Here is a 17,523-nt window from a genome sequence, read left to right on the forward strand (position 1 = left end):
AGGAACACCATTATGGTCAATGCCCTAGTTCGGCTGCTGTCTCAGCTATCGCTCCCGGTTGCTCTGTTTGCCATTCCACTCCTGCTTCCGGTTCCGGCCCAAAGTCAGGAGACTACGGTTCAGAGTCGGGTTGAGGAGGCGGAGGTGGCGGACCCCGCTTCAGAAACGGCTCCCCCTGGTTTAGTGGTGGAAGCTGGGGATGCTCCCATTGATGCCACGATCGCCCTGCGGATGCAACAAGAATTGATGCAACTGTTGGGACGCGTTGAAAGTGCTTTGGTGGCCGCTCAGAGTCTGGGGCATTTGGGGGATGTTGCCCTTCAGAGTTTAGATGCGGGGTTCGAGGGGGTAGCAATGGGCTATGTTGACGGCGGGGCCCAGGTCGAGGCCACTAAAACCCTTTTGCGCGAGTTTCCGGGATTAGTGCGACAAGGGCATTATGGGGAGGCGCGATCGCGGTGGTTGGAGGCGCGATCGCAACTCTGGGCCAGTTACCCCAATGATCGTCCCCGTAATAATGCCCCGGAAGTGCGATCAATTTGGCTCGATCGCGGCACCATTGTTCGGGCGGGGTCAAAAGCTGGACTTGAACCTCTATTTGACCGGCTGGCCCGGGCGGGCATCAATACGGTCTTTTTTGAAACGCTCAATGCGGGCTATCCCATCTATCCCAGCCAAATCACCGGCAGTCAAAACCCTCTCACAGAAGGCTGGGACCCCCTGCAAGCGGCGATCGAACTGGCCCGGGAACGGGGAATGGAACTTCATGCCTGGGTATGGACGTTCGCGGTGGGAAATGAACCCCACAACCGGCTTCTGGGTCAATCTCCCAGCTTCCTGGGGCCAATTCTCAATGACAATCCCCAATGGGCGAATCTTGACCATCGCGGTGAGATTCGTCATCGGGGATCTCGCAAAACCTTTCTCGATCCGGCTAACCTCGAAGCCCGTTGGTATCTCATCCGTATCATCGATGAGATTATCCTCAATTATGATGTGGATGGGGTGCAGTTAGACTATATCCGCTATCCCTTCCAAGACCCCAGTGCCGAACGCAGTTATGGCTATGGGGAGGCGGGGCGATCGCGCTTTCAGGACATGACGGGAGTTGACCCCACCACCATTTCTCCCCGTCAGGTGGAGTTGTGGCAACGCTGGACCGATTTCCGAGTCAATCAGGTAACGGAGTTTGTGGGAGAAGTGCATCAACTCCTGCAACGTCGCAACCCGGAATTAATTCTTTCAGCGGCAGTGTTTCCCCAATCTCGCCACGATCGCATCCATAAAATCCAGCAAGACTGGGAAACCTGGATTGAACAGGGGATTGTCGATGTCATTGTCCCGATGACCTACGCAGCGGACACCAACCGTCTGGGACGGATTATGACCCCGATGCTGGCGAATCTGCCTCAAGGGGCCCTGATGGTTCCCTCGGTCAAACTCCATGACCTGGAGGATATCGTCGCCGTTGACCAAATGCAGATGATTCGGGATTTACCCACCAGCGGTTATGCCCTCTTTGCGGCAGAACGGCTGTTTGATAACCTCAAGGAGATTTTGCAGCAGACTCAAATCGAGAGTGTTCAGCAACCGATTCCCTTCCGTCAACCCTTCAAAGCCGCTCTAGACCGTCATCGTGGACTGAGGGCAGAATGGCAATGGGTGTTAGGGAATGAGCAGTTATGGATTGACGACGATAAATTGGCTCTCTGGAAAGAGGGAGATCAGGCCCTCGCAGACGCGTTAACTCAACTGGCGAACTCTCCCAATCGTGAGCAGCTTCTCATTGCCCGCGATCGCCTCAACAGCTTGCAGGTGGGCATCCCCCAATGGCTGAGGCTTCATCGATCTAGTAACGGCTATCAAGTGACGACCTGGGAACATCGTTTGCGGGCGATCGATGAACTTCTTGCCTACGGGGAACGACGGCTGGGGAACTGATAAGACCCTAAAACAACTTGGGGGCGAAGGTTTCTTCCCCCCAGAAGAGGGACTAATGACAAAACATCAGGGATTTTCGAAGGATGAATCAATGGCAGCGATTTTTAACAAATCTGGGAGATTGGCGAGGATCATTCACCCAGTTTTCCCCTCAAGGAACGGTCTTAACGGACATTCCCACTCGCGTCACCTTAGAGGGAGTTGAAAACAATAGCCTGGTGCAACAACGGGTTTTCAAATATCCACCGGGAGAGCCTCAACCAGACCCAATTGAGTTAAACTATCGCACCCTAGGACGTAATATCCTCTTTTTTGAAGATGGGGACTTTTCCTTTGGTTCCGTGCAATTTTCCCCCGTCTCCGACTTTGGTGCCGAACAGGGATTGATTCATAACCAACGGCGGCTGCGACTGGTGCAACTGTATAAAAATGGGGAATTTACCGGTGGAACCCTGATTCGTGAAGTCCTCGATGGTATCGATATTCCAGAATCCGCTCCCTTAACTGTCGATGAACTTCTCGGCGAGTGGCGGGGAACCGTTACGACCGAATATCCTGATTTCCGTCCCCCTGAGTCTTATGAGAGTGATCTTGTCATTAGCCGTCAGGGAAACCAACTTCAGCAATCCCTCAGTACCGCTCAATGGCAGTTTTCCTCAACTGGGGAGATTGAGGGCGATCGCATCCTGTTTAACCGAAGCAACGAACCCCGACAACTGCTACTCCTCCCCGATGGTGCATCCTGTCTTTGTCCTCTCACCATTCCTCGCCAACAGCCCTTTTTCCTGGAAATTGGCTGGCGACGAGAGGAGGGAGTCCGCACAAGGCTATTACGCAATTATGATCCCACAGGGCAATGGGTGAGTTCTACACAAATTATTGAAGAAAAAATCACAGAGTAAAATCTTTTTTAACCATTAACGTTTAGTTTGAGCCATTGCAACCACACCATTGACCGTGAGTTCAAGCCCGAAATTACAATCAGGCAAGACATCATCTCCTGAACAAATAATGGGCAAACTATCGCCCTGCCAAACCCAAACTTGCTCATGATTAAAATCAATCAACCAAGCCAATTTTGTGCCATTACTAAGACAGTGAATAATCTTAGTTTGCAAGTCTAACGTCCCTTGGTCGGGGGAACGAATCTCGATCAACCAATCAGGAGCGCCCTGGAAAGGGCCATCCTCATCAGACAGACGTTCTCTAGCAATAACGACAATATCCGGAACCGGTGAATAAGGCGGAATAATACAGCGTAACTCTTGTATCGCCTCGAACTCATCCATGCGCTCATTAATGGAGTTAACAATGGAGTTAACGAGATTGCGTTGCAGCCGTGAATGAAACAGGGTGGGCATCGGTTTCTGGACAACTCGCCCCTCAATCAATTCCCATGCCGGAGACGACTCAAGATTGGCTTGAGTCAAAAACTCCGTTAGAGACATGGAGGTGAGTAACTGCGACATATTAATGGCTATAGCAAAATTTGGTCTGAATAGGACAAAAAACAGGGGACAAGAAGGCAAGAGGCAAGAGGCAAGAGGCAAGAGGCAAGAGGCAAGAGGCAAGAGGCAAAAGGCAAGAGTTAGGAGATTCTCTTCCAACTCAGAGAATCCTTCAGAGTGTCAATTAGGCAATCTTCGATTGCTATAATGACCCAAACCTAGGGTCTCCAGGATTTACAGTGTAATTTGTTGCCTCCGATACCAAATTGTAGCGAAAAATTTTTCGCCCCTACTTGCGGTTGCCCTGTCCAGATTTTATATCCACGACAACAAATTGCACCAGATTTCTTGAATGCCCATCTCATGAAAGAATTTCCTCCATCAGTTGTTGAGGAGTTACTGGGCGACATTTTCCTTCTAAAAACTCATTTTCTGCGTCTCGAACATCCCGGATGCGCTCGGCTCTGTTGCGATCGCGAAGCCGATTTTGTAAAATACGAATTAAGTCTTCTTGCTCTTCCACCGACAAGCGATCAGCAGAGTCCAAAATATCTGCAAAGTTTTGAGGTACCATCATCGTTCTCTGTGATTAAAGCAGCAAGTTCACGCCTATTCCATTCTATGTTAGTCTAGCCCCCGATGTCTTGTTGCAATCAATAGAAGGCCCACTAAAAGCCCGTGCTGTACCGTTAGCGAAGCCGTGGCGAGAGCACCTGTACCAGCGTCGAGGAGTTGACACGCTACAATGGTCAATTGACCCATCAGCTCAACCCAACCCCCATGACCCTCGAAACAGCCGTAGAATTCCAAGACGAATTTGACGTGGTAGTGGTGGGTGCAGGACACGCCGGATGTGATGCTGCCCTCGCCACAGCCCGTCTCGGTTGCCGTACCCTGCTGTTAACCCTGAATTTAGACAAAATCGCCTGGCAACCCTGTAACCCGGCCGTTGGTGCCCCCGCGAAGTCGCAACTGGTGCATGAAGTGGATGCCCTCGGGGGCGAAATTGGCAAAATGGCCGATCGCACCTATCTACAAAAGCGGGTCCTCAACGCCTCCCGAGGTCCGGCCGTCTGGGCGTTACGGGCCCAAACCGATAAACGGGAATATGCCGCCGTCATGCGCCAAATTGTCGAAAATCAGGAAAATCTAGCTGTCCGGGAAGGGATGGTGACCGACATCGTCTTGGGCAAAAACGACGAAATTATCGGCGTACAAACCTATTTCGGCGTCGCCTTCCGCTGTAAAACTGTCATTCTCACCACCGGAACTTTCCTGGGTGGGGTGATTTGGGTCGGCAACAAATCCATGCCCGCAGGACGGGCTGGGGAGTTCGCGGCGGTGGGTTTAACGGAAACTTTGCAAAAATTGGGGTTTGAGACCGATCGCCTGAAAACGGGGACGCCAGCCCGCGTCGACAAGCGGTCCGTGGATTACAGCCAAATGGAACCGCAACCCCCCGATGAGGAGGTACGCTGGTTTAGTTTTGACCCCGAGGCCTGGGTGGAACGGGAACAGGTCAACTGCTATCTGACGCGAACCACCGCCGAAACCCATAAAATCATTCAGGAGAACCTACATCTGTCCCCCGTCTATGGCGGCTGGGTGGATGCTAAAGGGCCTCGCTACTGTCCTAGTATTGAGGACAAGATTGTTCGCTTCGCCGACAAACCCAGTCATCAGATTTTTATTGAACCCGAGGGGCGAGATTTCCCGGAATTGTATATTCAAGGGTTCTCCACGGGACTCCCGGAACGGTTGCAAGTGCAGATGTTGCGGACATTACCGGGGATGGAAAACTGCGTCATGTTGCGCCCGGCCTATGCTGTCGAATATGACTATCTCCCGGCGACGCAATGTTTCCCCACCCTGATGACAAAACGAGTGGAGGGCTTATTTTGCGCTGGACAAATCAATGGAACGACCGGCTATGAAGAGGCGGCGGCCCAGGGAATTGTGGCCGGGATTAACGCGGCCCGCTTTGTGCGCGGTCAAGAGATGATTGTCTTTCCTCGGGAGGAGAGTTATCTGGGAACTCTGATTGATGACCTCTGTACGAAAGAGTTGCGGGAACCCTATCGTATGTTAACCTCGCGATCGGAGTATCGCCTGGTGTTGCGATCGGATAACGCCGATCGCCGTCTCACGCCCTTAGGCCGTGAAATCGGCTTAATCGGCGATCGCCGCTGGGACCTCTTCCAACGCAAGCAAGGCAATATCGCTGCCGAGAAAGAACGTCTGCAAGCGAATCGCGTCAAGGCCCATGATGAGATTGGCCAGCAAATTATCGCCGAAACGGGTCAAGGAATCAAAGGGTCAGTGACTCTCTCAGATTTATTGCGTCGTCCTAAGTTCCATTATCTGGATTTAGACCGCTTGGGACTGGGGAATCCTGAGTTGACGACAGCGGAACGGGAAGGGGCGGAAATTGATATCAAATACTCCGGCTATCTCCAGCGACAACAACGGCAAATTGACCAAGTCAGTCGCGAAGCCAATCGACCGCTACCGGTAGATTTAGATTACGATGCCATTGAAACCCTGTCTAAGGAATCTCGGGAGAAACTCATGAAAATTCGCCCAGTGACGGTGGGCCAAGCCTCTCGGATTGGTGGAGTCAATCCGGCGGATATCAATGCCCTATTGATTTTCCTGGAAACTCGCAATCGTAAACAGCCAGTTGGGGCAGGAACAAAGAACAATTAACGCCATTTGGCTCCCTTTAGGTTGGGGGCTGTTCAGGCTGCACTTTCTGATAGGCTAAAACAGCCTCACTGCCCGCCTCCACGACCTCATTAGGTAAGGTCGCTAGAGGGTTGTTGTCAATATAGAGGTATTTTAGCTTCGGCATTTGCGACAACCCTTCCGGCAACTGATTTAATTGGGTATTGCGAACATTGAGAATTTCCAACTCTTGCAGTTGCGTGATATCTGCGGGTAAACTCCCCATGGGATTGTCCCACAGGGCTAAATTTTTAAGCTGTTTGAGTTGAAGCAGGTCTGCTGGAAATTCTCTAAAGTGATTTCCCCCTAATGCTAGTTCTTCGAGGTGCTTGAGTTGTCCAATCACTGTCGGAAATTGACTAAAGTGATTACTACTTGCTGCTAGCGATCGCAGTTTGGAGAGTTGGGCTAAGCTCGCCGGTAAATCGCCTAAATTATTTCCACTAATAGACAGAGTCGTCAGGTTCTTGAGGGCACCAATTTCCTCAGGCAAGGCTTGGATTTGGTTGTTGTAGAGGTACAACTCGGTTAAGGCAGTGAGATTACCAATTTCAGCCGGAAGTTCCTGAAGCTGGTTATCATTGAGATAGAGTTGCTTGAGTTGTTTGAAATGATAGATTTCCGGGGGGAGTTGTTCGAGTTGATTGAAGCCTAGAGCCAGTTGACGGAGATATTGCAAGCGGGAGATATCCCCAGGAACCTGACCGATGGGATTATGGCTGAGGGAGAGACTGTGCAAATTTTCCAAATTGCAAATGGCCAGCGGGAACTCAGACAGACGATTCTGTCGTAAGGAGAGGTTCCGCAGGCGAGTGAGGCGGTAAAAGTTCTCGGGAATCTCAGTCAGTTGATTATCCCGTAGAGAGAGTTCCCGGAGACTAAATAATTTGCTCAAGTCAGCAGGAACTTCTCGCAGACGATTATTATTGACGTGAAGTTTTTCGAGATACTGAAGTTGATTTAATTCAGCGGGAATCTTGGTTAAGAGATTACCACTAATATAGAGTTCTCGTAACTGGGTTAGCTGTAAAATCTCTTGGGGAAACTCGTCAAACTCATTCCATTCTAAATCTAGTAACTTCAGGTTCTGGAGTTGTCCAAGTTCAGGCGGGAGGCAAGATAACCCATTACCGCTAAGACTCAGAGCAACCAGTTGATGAAGTTGACCAATTTCGGGGGGAAGTTCAGTCAAGCCGCGATCGCACAGATCCAGGGCTTTCGATTGGGAGTTCAGGGCAGAATTAAGAATATCCAGGGTAGTCTCTGAAGTCATGAGTTCTCTCAGACAGAAGATAGGGATAGAGGAGCAGTAAGGACACGGTCATGATACGGTTGCACCCTGAGGCAGCCAGTCACAAGAGCCTACCACCCTAGGCAATGGTGGAATAAGCATCGCGAACCCGACGGCAAGGCATGATTTCATTTTAAGATACTGCCGCGACGGAAACCGATCCGCGATCGCCCCGAAAGCCAGCCCACTGCCAATGGCGTACGATCTACAAAGCCTCAGGAACCTCAACCCGACGCGAGGACAATGGCATCTGTAATTGAGAGACCCTTCCAACAAACCGGGTTAATCCAGGCGTATCATAGAGAGCATAACCGTTGTACTTGACCCAGGTAGAGTCTCCTCCCAGGGAGTAAACATACTCTAACGGTGCAACGGTATCCTTAATTATTCTTCGAGAACCCAGACCCTATGGATATTAATGACCTTGGCAACCTAGAGAATTCTGTGAGTAGCCTATTATCCTTGGCGAAAGCCGAGTTGGAAGAAAATCGACTTCAGCAACAGCGTGATGTACAAATCGAGGAGAAAACCAAAGAAATTGAGGCGAAGCTCAAACCGCTGTTAAACCAAGTGCAAGCGATGTTGAAGCAATACGAGGCGGAGAACATCAAGGAAAGCACAGGCCGGCAGAAGTTAGAACAAAAGGCCCAGGAAATCCGGGAGCAACTGGAGAATGCCCCTTTCTTAGCCGCCCAAACAGTTGATCGCCAACTCATCTTATACGAAGAACGCCTCCTTGACGAGCAGTTATCCGAACAAACTCACCAATGGAGACTCGCCCTCAAGCAAGACTTGCTCGAAACCATCTCAGAACAGCAAGACTTCTTTAGTGCCACCGATGTCTCCGTCGCCTTACGAGGCTATACGACCGACTTAAAAGCCATTGACGCCCTCGAAGAAGTCGTCGAAGCCTTAATTGATCGCATCAACTTGCTCAGTGAAGAGGGGCCCGTCGCCCGCCTCCGGGGAACCCATGAGCAAACCCTGAATTTTATCTATCACAAGGCGATGGAGAATCGCTCCCGAGTCGAACGTCCCTCGGAAGTGCAGCCCCGTACCCGCCATCGCACCTCAGAAAAACGCCCCAACCCCTACAGCCAACTGCAAGGCAAAGTGGTGGTCTTTGGGGGACACGATCGCCTCGCCACCGCCGTCAAGAACCGTTTGCGGGATTCTGATGTGGAGTTAGTGTGGTGTACGGCCCAAGAAGGACTACAAATGGCCCAACAGGTCGAAAGCCACATCTACAGTGCAGACCTCCTGTTAATTATTACCGGCTATGCCAGCCATTCCCTGACGGAGAAAGCCATGCAGGTGGCTCAAAAAGCCGGAAAAACCCCAGAAATGGTCAACACCACTGGCATGACCCGAGTTTTAGAGGCGATCGAACTTGGACTAAAAACTCAACTTCTGGCGAATCAGTTTTCTAAAACGGCTTAAGGGGGAAGAAGGGAACAGGGAACAGGGAACAGGGAACAGGGGGAACAGGGGGAACAGGCAGTAGGCAGTAGGCAGTAGGGAGGCTTTCCTTCTCCTTCTCTCTCCTTCTCTGTGTCCTCTGTGACTCTGTGGTTCCTCCTCTCCCCCGAAAGAGATGATGGGATTTTGGTAAAACCCACTATAATTCGGTTAACATTTTGTTAACGTCCCATCCCGTCATCTTTTTTCACCGTGTTTACGACCGTACCCTTCTCCCAACCCAGCCAATCCCAACTTCCTGACGATCTCTTCGAGGCGATCGCCACCCTGAAGCAGGATCTCAACGCTGTCATCCTGGCCCATTATTACCAAGACCCTGATATCCAGGATGTGGCCGACTACATTGGTGACTCCCTCGGGTTATCTCGCCAGGCCGCCCAAACCGATGCCGAGGTGATTGTCTTCGCCGGGGTTCACTTCATGGCGGAAACCGCTAAAATCCTCAACCCTCATAAACTGGTGCTGCTGCCCGACTTGGAGGCCGGCTGTTCCCTTGCCGATAGCTGCCCTCCCGAGGCCTTCGCTGCCTTCAAAGCCGCACATCCTGACCATTTGGTGGTTTCCTACATTAACTGTACCGCCGCCATCAAGGCCATGAGCGATATCATCTGCACCAGTTCCAACGCCGTCGATATCGTCAACCAGATTCCCCCAGAACAGCCGATTATCTTCGCCCCCGATCGTAACCTGGGCCGTTACGTCATGGAACAAACCGGCCGCGAGTTACTCCTTTGGGATGGTAGCTGTATGGTGCATGAGAACTTCTCCGAGAAAAAACTGGTGCAATTACACGTTCAACATCCCGAAGCGGAAATCATCGCCCACCCTGAATGTGAAACCCCTGTCTTACGCCACGCCAACTACATCGGTTCCACCACAGCCCTCTTAAACTACGCCCAACAGAGTCAGCACAACTCCTTTGTCGTGGCCACGGAACCGGGGATTATCCACCAAATGCAGAAAGCAATGCCGGACAAAACCTTCATCGCTGCCCCCCCGACGGGAACCTGTGCCTGTAACGAATGTCCCCACATGCGCCTAAACACCCTGGAAAAACTCTATCTAGCGATGAAACAGCGTCAGCCGGAAATCACCCTCCCTGAAGATGTCCGCCTGGCGGCCCTCAAACCCATTGAACGGATGTTAGCGATGAGTCGCTAGTTATAGCTTGACGCACTTGGGGCGATCGCCATCGCCCCAAGCTTAACTCAAGCGGTTGTAAGGGCTAATCCCAACGACTAAGCACCCACGGCTTCTTTGGCCGCATAGAGAACTTCAGCGGTAATCGAATCCACCCCCCGTTCACGCGCGAACTTCTCAGTGTTGCGTTTCACCTTACCGCGCACAAAGCCAGGGATTTTATTCAACTCTGCCAACCCATCCTTACTCCAGCCGAGATCGGAATCCGCCGACACACCTTTGGTGATAGCTTCTTTCGTATCATGGCCACCAAAGATTTCCAACAGATGATCTTCCATCCCGAGAGTGAAGGAGTTGTAAATCAGATCCACCGTCTGATTCGCCCCTTCATAGCCGAGATAGGGCGTATAGCCTACCGGGAAGTTCTGAATGTGAATCGGGGCCGAAATGACACCACAGGGAATATCGAGGCGTTTACCCACATGACGTTCCATCTGGGTGCCGAAAATGGCAGAGGGTTCTAAGCGGGCGATCGCATCCCCAATCTCCCCATTATCCTCACTAATCAGCACCTCATCACAATACTCACTCACCTGTTCCCGGAACCAATCTGCATCGTACTTGCAGTAGGTTCCCGCCAGAACCACATGAATCCCCATTTCCCGGGCCAGAATCTTCGTCATGGCAGCGGCGTGGGTATTGTCTCCAAACACCACCGCTTTTTTACCCGTCAAGTTCTGACAGTCAATGGAACGGGAGAACCAGGCCGCCTGAGAGACAAAACGAGTTTGATTGTCAATGTACTCCTCAAAATTGACATCTGCCCCCTGTTCCCTCAATAGCTTCTGCATCTGACGGATACAGCGGGCCGTTTCCACAATCCCCATGGGAGTAATGTCCACAAAGGGCATCTCGAACTCCTCTTGTAAGTATTCCGCTGCCCCCACCCCCAGTTCTCGATAGGGAACTAGGTTAAACCAGGCCCGAGAGAGATTCTTGAGATCGTGAACCGAGGTTTTATGGGGAACCACCGCATTCACCTCAATGCCCAAATCCGCCATCAAGCGTTTGAGTTCCGTGCAATCATGCTGATTATGGAAGCCCAGGGTGGAGATGCCTAAGATGTTGACAGAAGGTTTCTCGGTTTTATCCGTTGGCAGTTGGTTGTGTTTACGGGCCTTGTTGATGTAGTAGCGGATAATCTGGGTTAGGGTGCGATCGGCTGCCTGTAGTTCGTTGAAGCGATAATGATTCACATCGGCCAACAGCACATCCCCCTGAGAATCCATTTGGGCCCGAGAGACAAAGTTCTCTAAGTCCTCTTGTAAGATGCTGGAGGTGCAGGTGGGGGTGAGGACGATTAAATCCGGGTGTTCCTCGCGATCCTTGCGGGTGATGTTATCAACCACCTTTTCCTGAGATCCTCGGGCTAAGACATTGCGATCGACCACACTGGTGGTGACTGGGGTGAAGTCCCGTTCTCTCTCTAGCATCGATCGCATGACATTAAAATAGTCATCGCCCAGGGGTGCGTGCATAATGGCATGGACGTTTTTAAAGGAACTGGCAATGCGAAGGGTACCAATATGTGCCGGACCGGCATACATCCAATAAGCCAATTTCATAGGTTGCTCTCCGTAAATCTCAAAAACTAAAACTTTAATCGTTAATTCGCTGACGTTCTAGCCGCAACGGTTTGACCCGCCCTAACCAACGATTCAACTCCTCCTAGACTAAGGTCAACGCTTTAGCTTTGGGTTTTGTCTAACATGATTCTTAATGGATTGCTACGATTCTTAACGGGATTTACAAAGCCTAATTGGTATTTTGTCAAGAGTTTTTAGGAGTTCTTTAGATTAAAAAATATTAAGAAAACCCAAAATTTTTCCCTCACCGTCCTAGGCAAAGCGGGGGGGTGAGGAGACCATTTCAAGATATGATCAGGGGCGAATTATCGTAGTGAGCGCCCCGTGAGTGGCAATTTCATTGAAAAAGACCCCATGAGTAGTTTAAGCGATCGCTTCAAGCGCCTGACTGGAAAACAACGCTTTGTTGTGGCCCGCGTCATGGTTCAGTTAGCCGGAGAACCCATCAATCCCCTGCTGGGAACCCTCAACCGCGTCGCCCAACAAACCCTAGATGCCGAAGCTGACGCCGACGAGGCACTAGAACACCTTGGCCGGGGGCTAGTGGAAATCTGCCAATATCTCCTCGAATTGCAACCCTACTGGCAAGCCGCCGCCAATGAAGGGGATATCGTCTGGGATGAGGGGGAGGCCTCGGATTACTTCAACGAACTCTTTACCGACTCCGCTCAACGCTATCTCAGCCAACCTCAGATCTTGGAGGCCGACAGTGATGACGAGACCCTGTTTCTCACTCCCAGTGACAATGTGGTGGTGATGCTCACCTTCGTCGCCACGGGGGACATCCCGGAACTCGAAACGGATTTAGCAGAGGTGGAGGCCTTAGACGCTGGACTCAAGTCCATCATTAACCTCCAGTACCAAGACAAACTCGACGCCATTCAGATCCATTTCTCACCGGCCCGCTTCGGTGAACAGCTCACCGCCGACCAAGTTCTAGAGAATTTCCCGGAACTCATCCCCCTGTGACCTGGTTTCCTGACGTTCCCTGGTGGTTTGGCGTATGCTAGAAAAAACACCCAATTAACTAACCCGTTTAAAAACAGTCATATGTGGCGTAGAGTTCTAGCTGGATTGTTGTGTATCAGCCTGATCTGGAGCCTGGGGGGTGAGATAGCCCTTGGCCGATCGCTCCTGCAACCTCCCTTAGCCCAAGCCGCAACCCTCAGCAGCGGCACGTATCCTGTTCAGCAGGCGCAATATAACGATGAGAATGGTGAGTATCAACTCGTCTTACTCAATACTCCCCCTGGACAGCCTCCTCTGTTCAGCAGTACCGATGTGCAAATGATGCCCCTCACCGAAGAGGAAGTAGCCGCCGGAGAACGCTCCTATTTAAGTTTCGAGAGCGGACAACCGGTGCTGCATTTGGCTCAAGACTTCCGCATCGACTACATTCACGCCGTCACGGAGACTCAGACCAATCCTCAAACCGGGGAGCCACAAACTGTGGTGGTTCGTCAGCAGTCGAGCTTCTGGAGTCCCTTTGCGGGGGCGTTAGCCGGTCAGGCCATCGGGAGTATGCTGTTTTCCCCGAGCTATTATGTTCCGCCGATGTATCAAACGGGTACGACCCTAACCGGCTATGGTGGCTCCGGGAGTAGCTATAGCCAGGCGGTACAGAGTTATCAGAAAAAGCATAATGAACCCCCAGCGGCGGTTAAAAATCGTCAGACTCTGCGGAAAACGGGGAGTTTACGCAATGGCCCTAGCAAGAGTAATCGAGCCGGAAACAGCGCAGCACGACAGTCTGGGCGCTCGACTGGCTCAGGAATCGGGGCCAGCCGTCTGGAGGGGAATTCCCAGCGATCTGGCACGGTGAAGCAGCGTGGGGGGAGCTTTGGCAGTGGCCGCTCGCGATCGCCCGCCCGCAGTTTTGGCCGCCGCCGTCGTTAATGAAGGAGGACTATGGGGTTTCGTCACTATCTTTTGAGTGGCATTCTGATGTTGGGACTTCTCGGCTGTGGGGGCGATCGCCTCTCATTCCAGGGCCAGAATACACCTCCCCCCTCAGAACCGCCTCAGGAGACGATCGCCCCACCCTCACCTCGTCCCTCCCCAACCATGTCAACCCCTATCTCGGACCCCGCCCCGCAGATTGACGGCGATCGCCTGTTCCAAACCGTGGAAGCCTTGGCCTTTCCCCGTTTTGAAGAGAGCGATCGCCGTCGGGCCCGTGACTATCTGCGAGAGGAGCTTGAGGACGCCGGCTGGACGGTGCGTGACCACGAATTCGAGGGGGGCGTCAATCTCGTTGCGCAACGGGAGGGAACCCAACCCAATGCCACGACCATTTTACTGGGGGCCCATTATGATACGGTTCCCGACTCCCCCGGTGCTGACGATAACGCCAGTGCCGTCGCCACCGTCCTGGAAGTGGCCCGGCTTTTGACCACCCCCACCCCCCAAGGATTACGGCTCGTCTTATTTGACCTCGAAGAAATTGGCCTACAGGGAAGTTTCGCCTATGTCTCCCCGGAAACCGTGGACAATCTCTCGGGAGCGATTATCCTAGAGATGACGGGCTATGCTTGTAAGGAGAGGGGATGCCAAACCTATCCGCCCGGATTACCCGACTCACTCCCCGAGCAAGGTGATTTTCTTGGGGTGGTGGGAAATCTTCCCTACCGTCATCTCACCGATGCCTTCAAGGATCGATCCGACTCAAGTTTCCCGGACATTGTAACCCTCAGTGTTCCCGTCGGTCCGATTCTCGATTTACTCCGCAGCGATCATGCCCCCTTTTGGTTAGTGGGGGCCCCGGCGGTAATGGTCACGGATACGGCTAACTTTCGTAACCCCCATTATCACCGTCCCAGTGATACCCCAGAGACACTCGATCGCCCCTTTTTAGAAGGGTCCGCTCAAGCGGTGGTGGATGTTCTCCATCATCTTCTGCATCGCCCTGACGTCGATGACGATTCCACCTAAGCCTACCCAGGCAGGTTTGGAGTGAGCGCCCAACCCGAGCGACGCGTCTCGGGATGGTTCACAATGGAAAAAGTCGTCCCTCACTCGCCCTAACTCTGCCTCAAATCTCGTGACACTCGTTCCATCCAATACCTCTGTTTGGGATTTATTTGAACATCTGTGTAAGTGTGTTTGCCGCTTTGATGCAGATGGACAAATTATCATTGCTAATGCGGGCTTTTATGAGGCATTTCCACTCCCCAATGAGTTTGAAGAGAAACCCAGTGAGCTAACAACTCAAGCGTTGCCGTCTGAAACGTCGGCATCTCAAACAATTTTTGTACGCCTTCTAGAGGGCGATCGCCCACGATTTCATCAAGCCTGTCGTTCCCTGTCTCCAAGCCAACCGGAGGTGACTCTAACCCTGTCCTCTTCAGTAACGGCGGCGGAGGCTTGGCAATGGACAGTGCGGGCCCGTTTCACCGAATCAGGAGAGGTTCTTGAATATCAGGCCCTGGCTCATCCCCTGGGCGATCGCCCCTTAGGGGACTCCAATCTATGCCGGTGTGAGGTTCCGGACGTGACGGTTCAGGAGGCTCACCGCTACCATCTATTAACCCATCATGCCCCCGTTGGTATTTTCCAATTCAATACTCAAGGGGGGGTCACGTTTGTTAACCCCAGTTGGTGCAAAATCACCGGACGCTCCTTAGATGAGGCCTTAGGTCAGGGATGGACCCAAGCTTTGCACCCAGACGATCGCGATCGCATTGTGAACGTGACCCGTCATATCAACGAAGAGATTACTGGCTATGAGTTTCGCTTTGTCACCCCCCAAGGCCAAGTGGTCTGGGTTCTCGGGAATAGTGTCCCCCTATGGGATGAGTTCGGCAATTTTCAAGGGTGTGTGGGCACTATCCTAGACATTACGGAACAGAAACAGGCCCAAAAACAAGAGTCCCAACTCAAACAGCTTTCGAGAGCGCTGGAGCAATGTGGCGATAATGTCATTATCACCAATCGTGAGGGCAAAATTGTCTATGTTAACTCAGGATTTGAACGACTAACCGGCTATACACAAGCCGAGGCCTTGGGGGCGACCCCCTCGATTTTGCGATCTGGACTCCATCCGCGAGAGTTTTATCGCAATCTTTGGAACACCATCCATCAGGGCCAGGTATTTTATGCGGTGTTCACCAATCGTAAAAAATCCGGGGAACTGTTTGCTGAACAGAAAACAATCACCCCCCTGCGGGATGAAAGTGGACAGATCACCCATTACATTTCCACCGGCAAAGATGTCACCGAACGCCAGCGAGCCGAAGAACGCTTAGAACAAGTCAATCGCTGTTTCTTAAACTTTAGCAGCGACCCCCTGAAAAACATTGGCCGCTTAACTGCGCTGTGTGGGACATTGCTGGAGGCGGAGGGGGCAGTGTATCAGCGCAGTTTGGGAGATCGCCTCGACTCAGTCTCGACTTGGGGTAATGTGTCCTTTGAGGAGCAGGATAACGAACAATCCTTAGTTGATTGGTTGGAGGATTGTGGTTCGAGCATGGCCTGTCCCCGGTTAGAAACCCCAGGGGATACCTGGTATGAACCCATTTCAGGAGTTTGGCGCACCCTGGTACGAACCGGCGATCGCGTCGTAGGACTGTTAAGCCTCGGGTATGCCCAATCCCCCGAACAAAGTGCCGATGATCGCCGATTATTGGGCATTATTGCCACGGCGATCGCCATTGAAGAAGAACAGCATCGCGTCGCCGAAGCCTTACGCCGTCAAATGGAACGGGAACGGGCCCTGAGTAAGCTGAGTCATCATATTCATCGTTCCTTAGAACTGTCCGAAATTCTTCCCGCCACCGCGAAAGCCGTGCGGGAATTTTTAGGGAGTGATTCGGTTTTAATTTGCTCTCTTAACGAGAGGGCGACCCAAGCAACCGTAGTGGCCAAGGCGACCATTCTCGATAACCCGCCGCTGGATCAGATTGTACTAGAGGGATTCTCCTTAAAAACCAATTGTTTAGAAGAATACAAGCAAACGCAGTATGTCACTCAATTACAAATTAAAATTTGCCATCGCTATTGTGAACTAGAGGGATTTGAGGAAAGCAAAACCCACATCATCGCCCCTATCTTGCAAAGCACTCATCTTTGGGGGATTATCATCGCCCAACACTGTCGCGTCCATCGTCAGTGGACAGAGAGCGAACAAGAGTTTTTGCGCCAAGTTGCGACACAACTCGGGATTGCCACGCAACAGTCTAAACTCTACGAAGAGCTAAAAGTAGCTAATGGCAGCCTACAAAAGTTGGCCACCATTGATGGGTTAACTCAGGTGGCCAATCGACGACAATTTGATGATTTTTTAGCCCAATCCTGGCAAACCTCCCTCGAACAACAACAACCCCTAGGGATTATTCTTTGTGATATCGACTTCTTTAAACCCTACAATGATACCTATGGTCATCAAGCCGGAGATGACTGCTTAAAACAGGTAGCAGGGGCAATTTCTGAAACGGTTACCGCCGAGGATAGTCTTGTGGCCCGTTACGGCGGAGAGGAGTTTGTGATTGTGGTCAACGGGGCAAAATATCAACGACTTATTACATTAGTTCAAGAAATTCGCCGGGCCGTTGAGAGCTTGCAGATTCCCCATCGTAGTTCCAATGCTCATCCCTGGGTCACTTTAAGTGTGGGGGCCGCCCGTCTTATCCCCCGACGAGAGTGGACATCCGAGGATTTATTACGACGAGCTGATCAAGCTCTCTATGAAGCCAAAGCCGAGGGCCGCAACTGTGGGCGTATTGCTAAATGTTAACTCTCTTTATAAAATGTAGTATTGCTTAATGAATCATTATGATTACTTGAGGAAACATTGCTAGTTCTCCCTTTTGTATAACTCGTCACGTATTATGGAAGGAACTTGGCGTTCAACATACAC

At 51.7% G+C, this 17,523-nt stretch carries 13 protein-coding genes; 9 read left to right on the forward strand and 4 right to left on the reverse strand.

The genetic code is table 11. The features are described 5' to 3' along the window. Positions 1-12 precede the first annotated feature (12 nt). Together L855_RS12920 and L855_RS12925 are read left to right on the forward strand one after the other, a co-directional pair. Complete coding sequence (locus tag L855_RS12920) at positions 13-1,941, forward strand: glycoside hydrolase family 10-like protein (RefSeq protein WP_159788633.1); 1,929 nt, start codon at positions 13-15, stop codon at positions 1,939-1,941. 83 nt (positions 1,942-2,024) lie between these two features. Next, positions 2,025-2,843, forward strand: a complete 819-nt coding sequence (locus tag L855_RS12925; RefSeq protein ID WP_159788635.1) for a DUF3598 family protein — start codon at positions 2,025-2,027, stop codon at positions 2,841-2,843. Between the two features lie 15 nt (positions 2,844-2,858). Here the strand turns inward: L855_RS12925 and L855_RS12930 are convergent, their stop codons facing one another. Together L855_RS12930 and L855_RS12935 are read right to left on the reverse strand one after the other, a co-directional pair. Continuing rightward, on the reverse strand, positions 2,859-3,410 hold the full coding sequence (locus L855_RS12930) for a Uma2 family endonuclease (RefSeq protein ID WP_159788637.1): 552 nt from the start codon (positions 3,408-3,410) through the stop codon (positions 2,859-2,861). 340 nt (positions 3,411-3,750) lie between these two features. Next, the gene (locus tag L855_RS12935) at positions 3,751-3,966 is read right to left on the reverse strand and encodes a hypothetical protein (protein WP_159788639.1); all 216 of its coding nucleotides are present in this window, start codon (positions 3,964-3,966) and stop codon (positions 3,751-3,753) included. A 203-nt stretch (positions 3,967-4,169) separates the two neighbouring features. Here L855_RS12935 and mnmG point away from each other — a divergent pair, with 203 nt between their 5' ends. Continuing rightward, the gene (gene mnmG / locus L855_RS12940; RefSeq protein ID WP_159788641.1) at positions 4,170-6,095 is read left to right on the forward strand and encodes a tRNA uridine-5-carboxymethylaminomethyl(34) synthesis enzyme MnmG; all 1,926 of its coding nucleotides are present in this window, start codon (positions 4,170-4,172) and stop codon (positions 6,093-6,095) included. A gap of 16 nt (positions 6,096-6,111) precedes the next feature. Here mnmG and L855_RS12945 read toward each other — a convergent pair whose 3' ends face one another. Next, complete coding sequence (locus L855_RS12945) at positions 6,112-7,386, reverse strand: leucine-rich repeat domain-containing protein (protein WP_159788643.1); 1,275 nt, start codon at positions 7,384-7,386, stop codon at positions 6,112-6,114. Positions 7,387-7,812: 426 nt separating this feature from the next. Here L855_RS12945 and L855_RS12950 point away from each other — a divergent pair, with 426 nt between their 5' ends. Together L855_RS12950 and nadA are read left to right on the forward strand one after the other, a co-directional pair. Continuing rightward, positions 7,813-8,844 (forward strand): DUF2325 domain-containing protein, encoded by a 1,032-nt coding sequence (locus tag L855_RS12950; RefSeq protein WP_159788645.1) that lies wholly within the window; start codon positions 7,813-7,815, stop codon positions 8,842-8,844. Positions 8,845-9,075: 231 nt separating this feature from the next. Continuing rightward, complete coding sequence (gene nadA, locus L855_RS12955; RefSeq protein WP_159788647.1) at positions 9,076-10,044, forward strand: quinolinate synthase NadA; 969 nt, start codon at positions 9,076-9,078, stop codon at positions 10,042-10,044. Positions 10,045-10,121: 77 nt separating this feature from the next. Here nadA and bchB read toward each other — a convergent pair whose 3' ends face one another. Continuing rightward, positions 10,122-11,648 carry a ferredoxin:protochlorophyllide reductase (ATP-dependent) subunit B gene (gene bchB / locus L855_RS12960; RefSeq protein ID WP_159788649.1) on the reverse strand — a complete coding sequence of 509 codons (1,527 nt, stop codon included), beginning with the start codon at positions 11,646-11,648 and terminating at the stop codon, positions 10,122-10,124. Between the two features lie 375 nt (positions 11,649-12,023). Here bchB and L855_RS12965 point away from each other — a divergent pair, with 375 nt between their 5' ends. From L855_RS12965 to L855_RS12980, 4 genes are all read left to right on the forward strand, one after another. Beyond that, on the forward strand, positions 12,024-12,638 hold the full coding sequence (locus L855_RS12965; protein WP_159791099.1) for a DUF1517 domain-containing protein: 615 nt from the start codon (positions 12,024-12,026) through the stop codon (positions 12,636-12,638). Between the two features lie 81 nt (positions 12,639-12,719). After that, complete coding sequence (locus L855_RS12970; RefSeq protein WP_159788651.1) at positions 12,720-13,565, forward strand: hypothetical protein; 846 nt, start codon at positions 12,720-12,722, stop codon at positions 13,563-13,565. A gap of 12 nt (positions 13,566-13,577) precedes the next feature. Beyond that, on the forward strand, positions 13,578-14,600 hold the full coding sequence (locus L855_RS12975) for a M28 family peptidase (RefSeq protein WP_159788653.1): 1,023 nt from the start codon (positions 13,578-13,580) through the stop codon (positions 14,598-14,600). A 109-nt stretch (positions 14,601-14,709) separates the two neighbouring features. Next, complete coding sequence (locus L855_RS12980) at positions 14,710-17,400, forward strand: sensor domain-containing diguanylate cyclase (RefSeq protein ID WP_159788655.1); 2,691 nt, start codon at positions 14,710-14,712, stop codon at positions 17,398-17,400. Positions 17,401-17,523 lie beyond the last annotated feature (123 nt).

Source organism: Sodalinema gerasimenkoae IPPAS B-353, from assembly GCF_009846485.1.
Taxonomy (GTDB): domain Bacteria; phylum Cyanobacteriota; class Cyanobacteriia; order Cyanobacteriales; family Geitlerinemataceae; genus Sodalinema; species Sodalinema gerasimenkoae.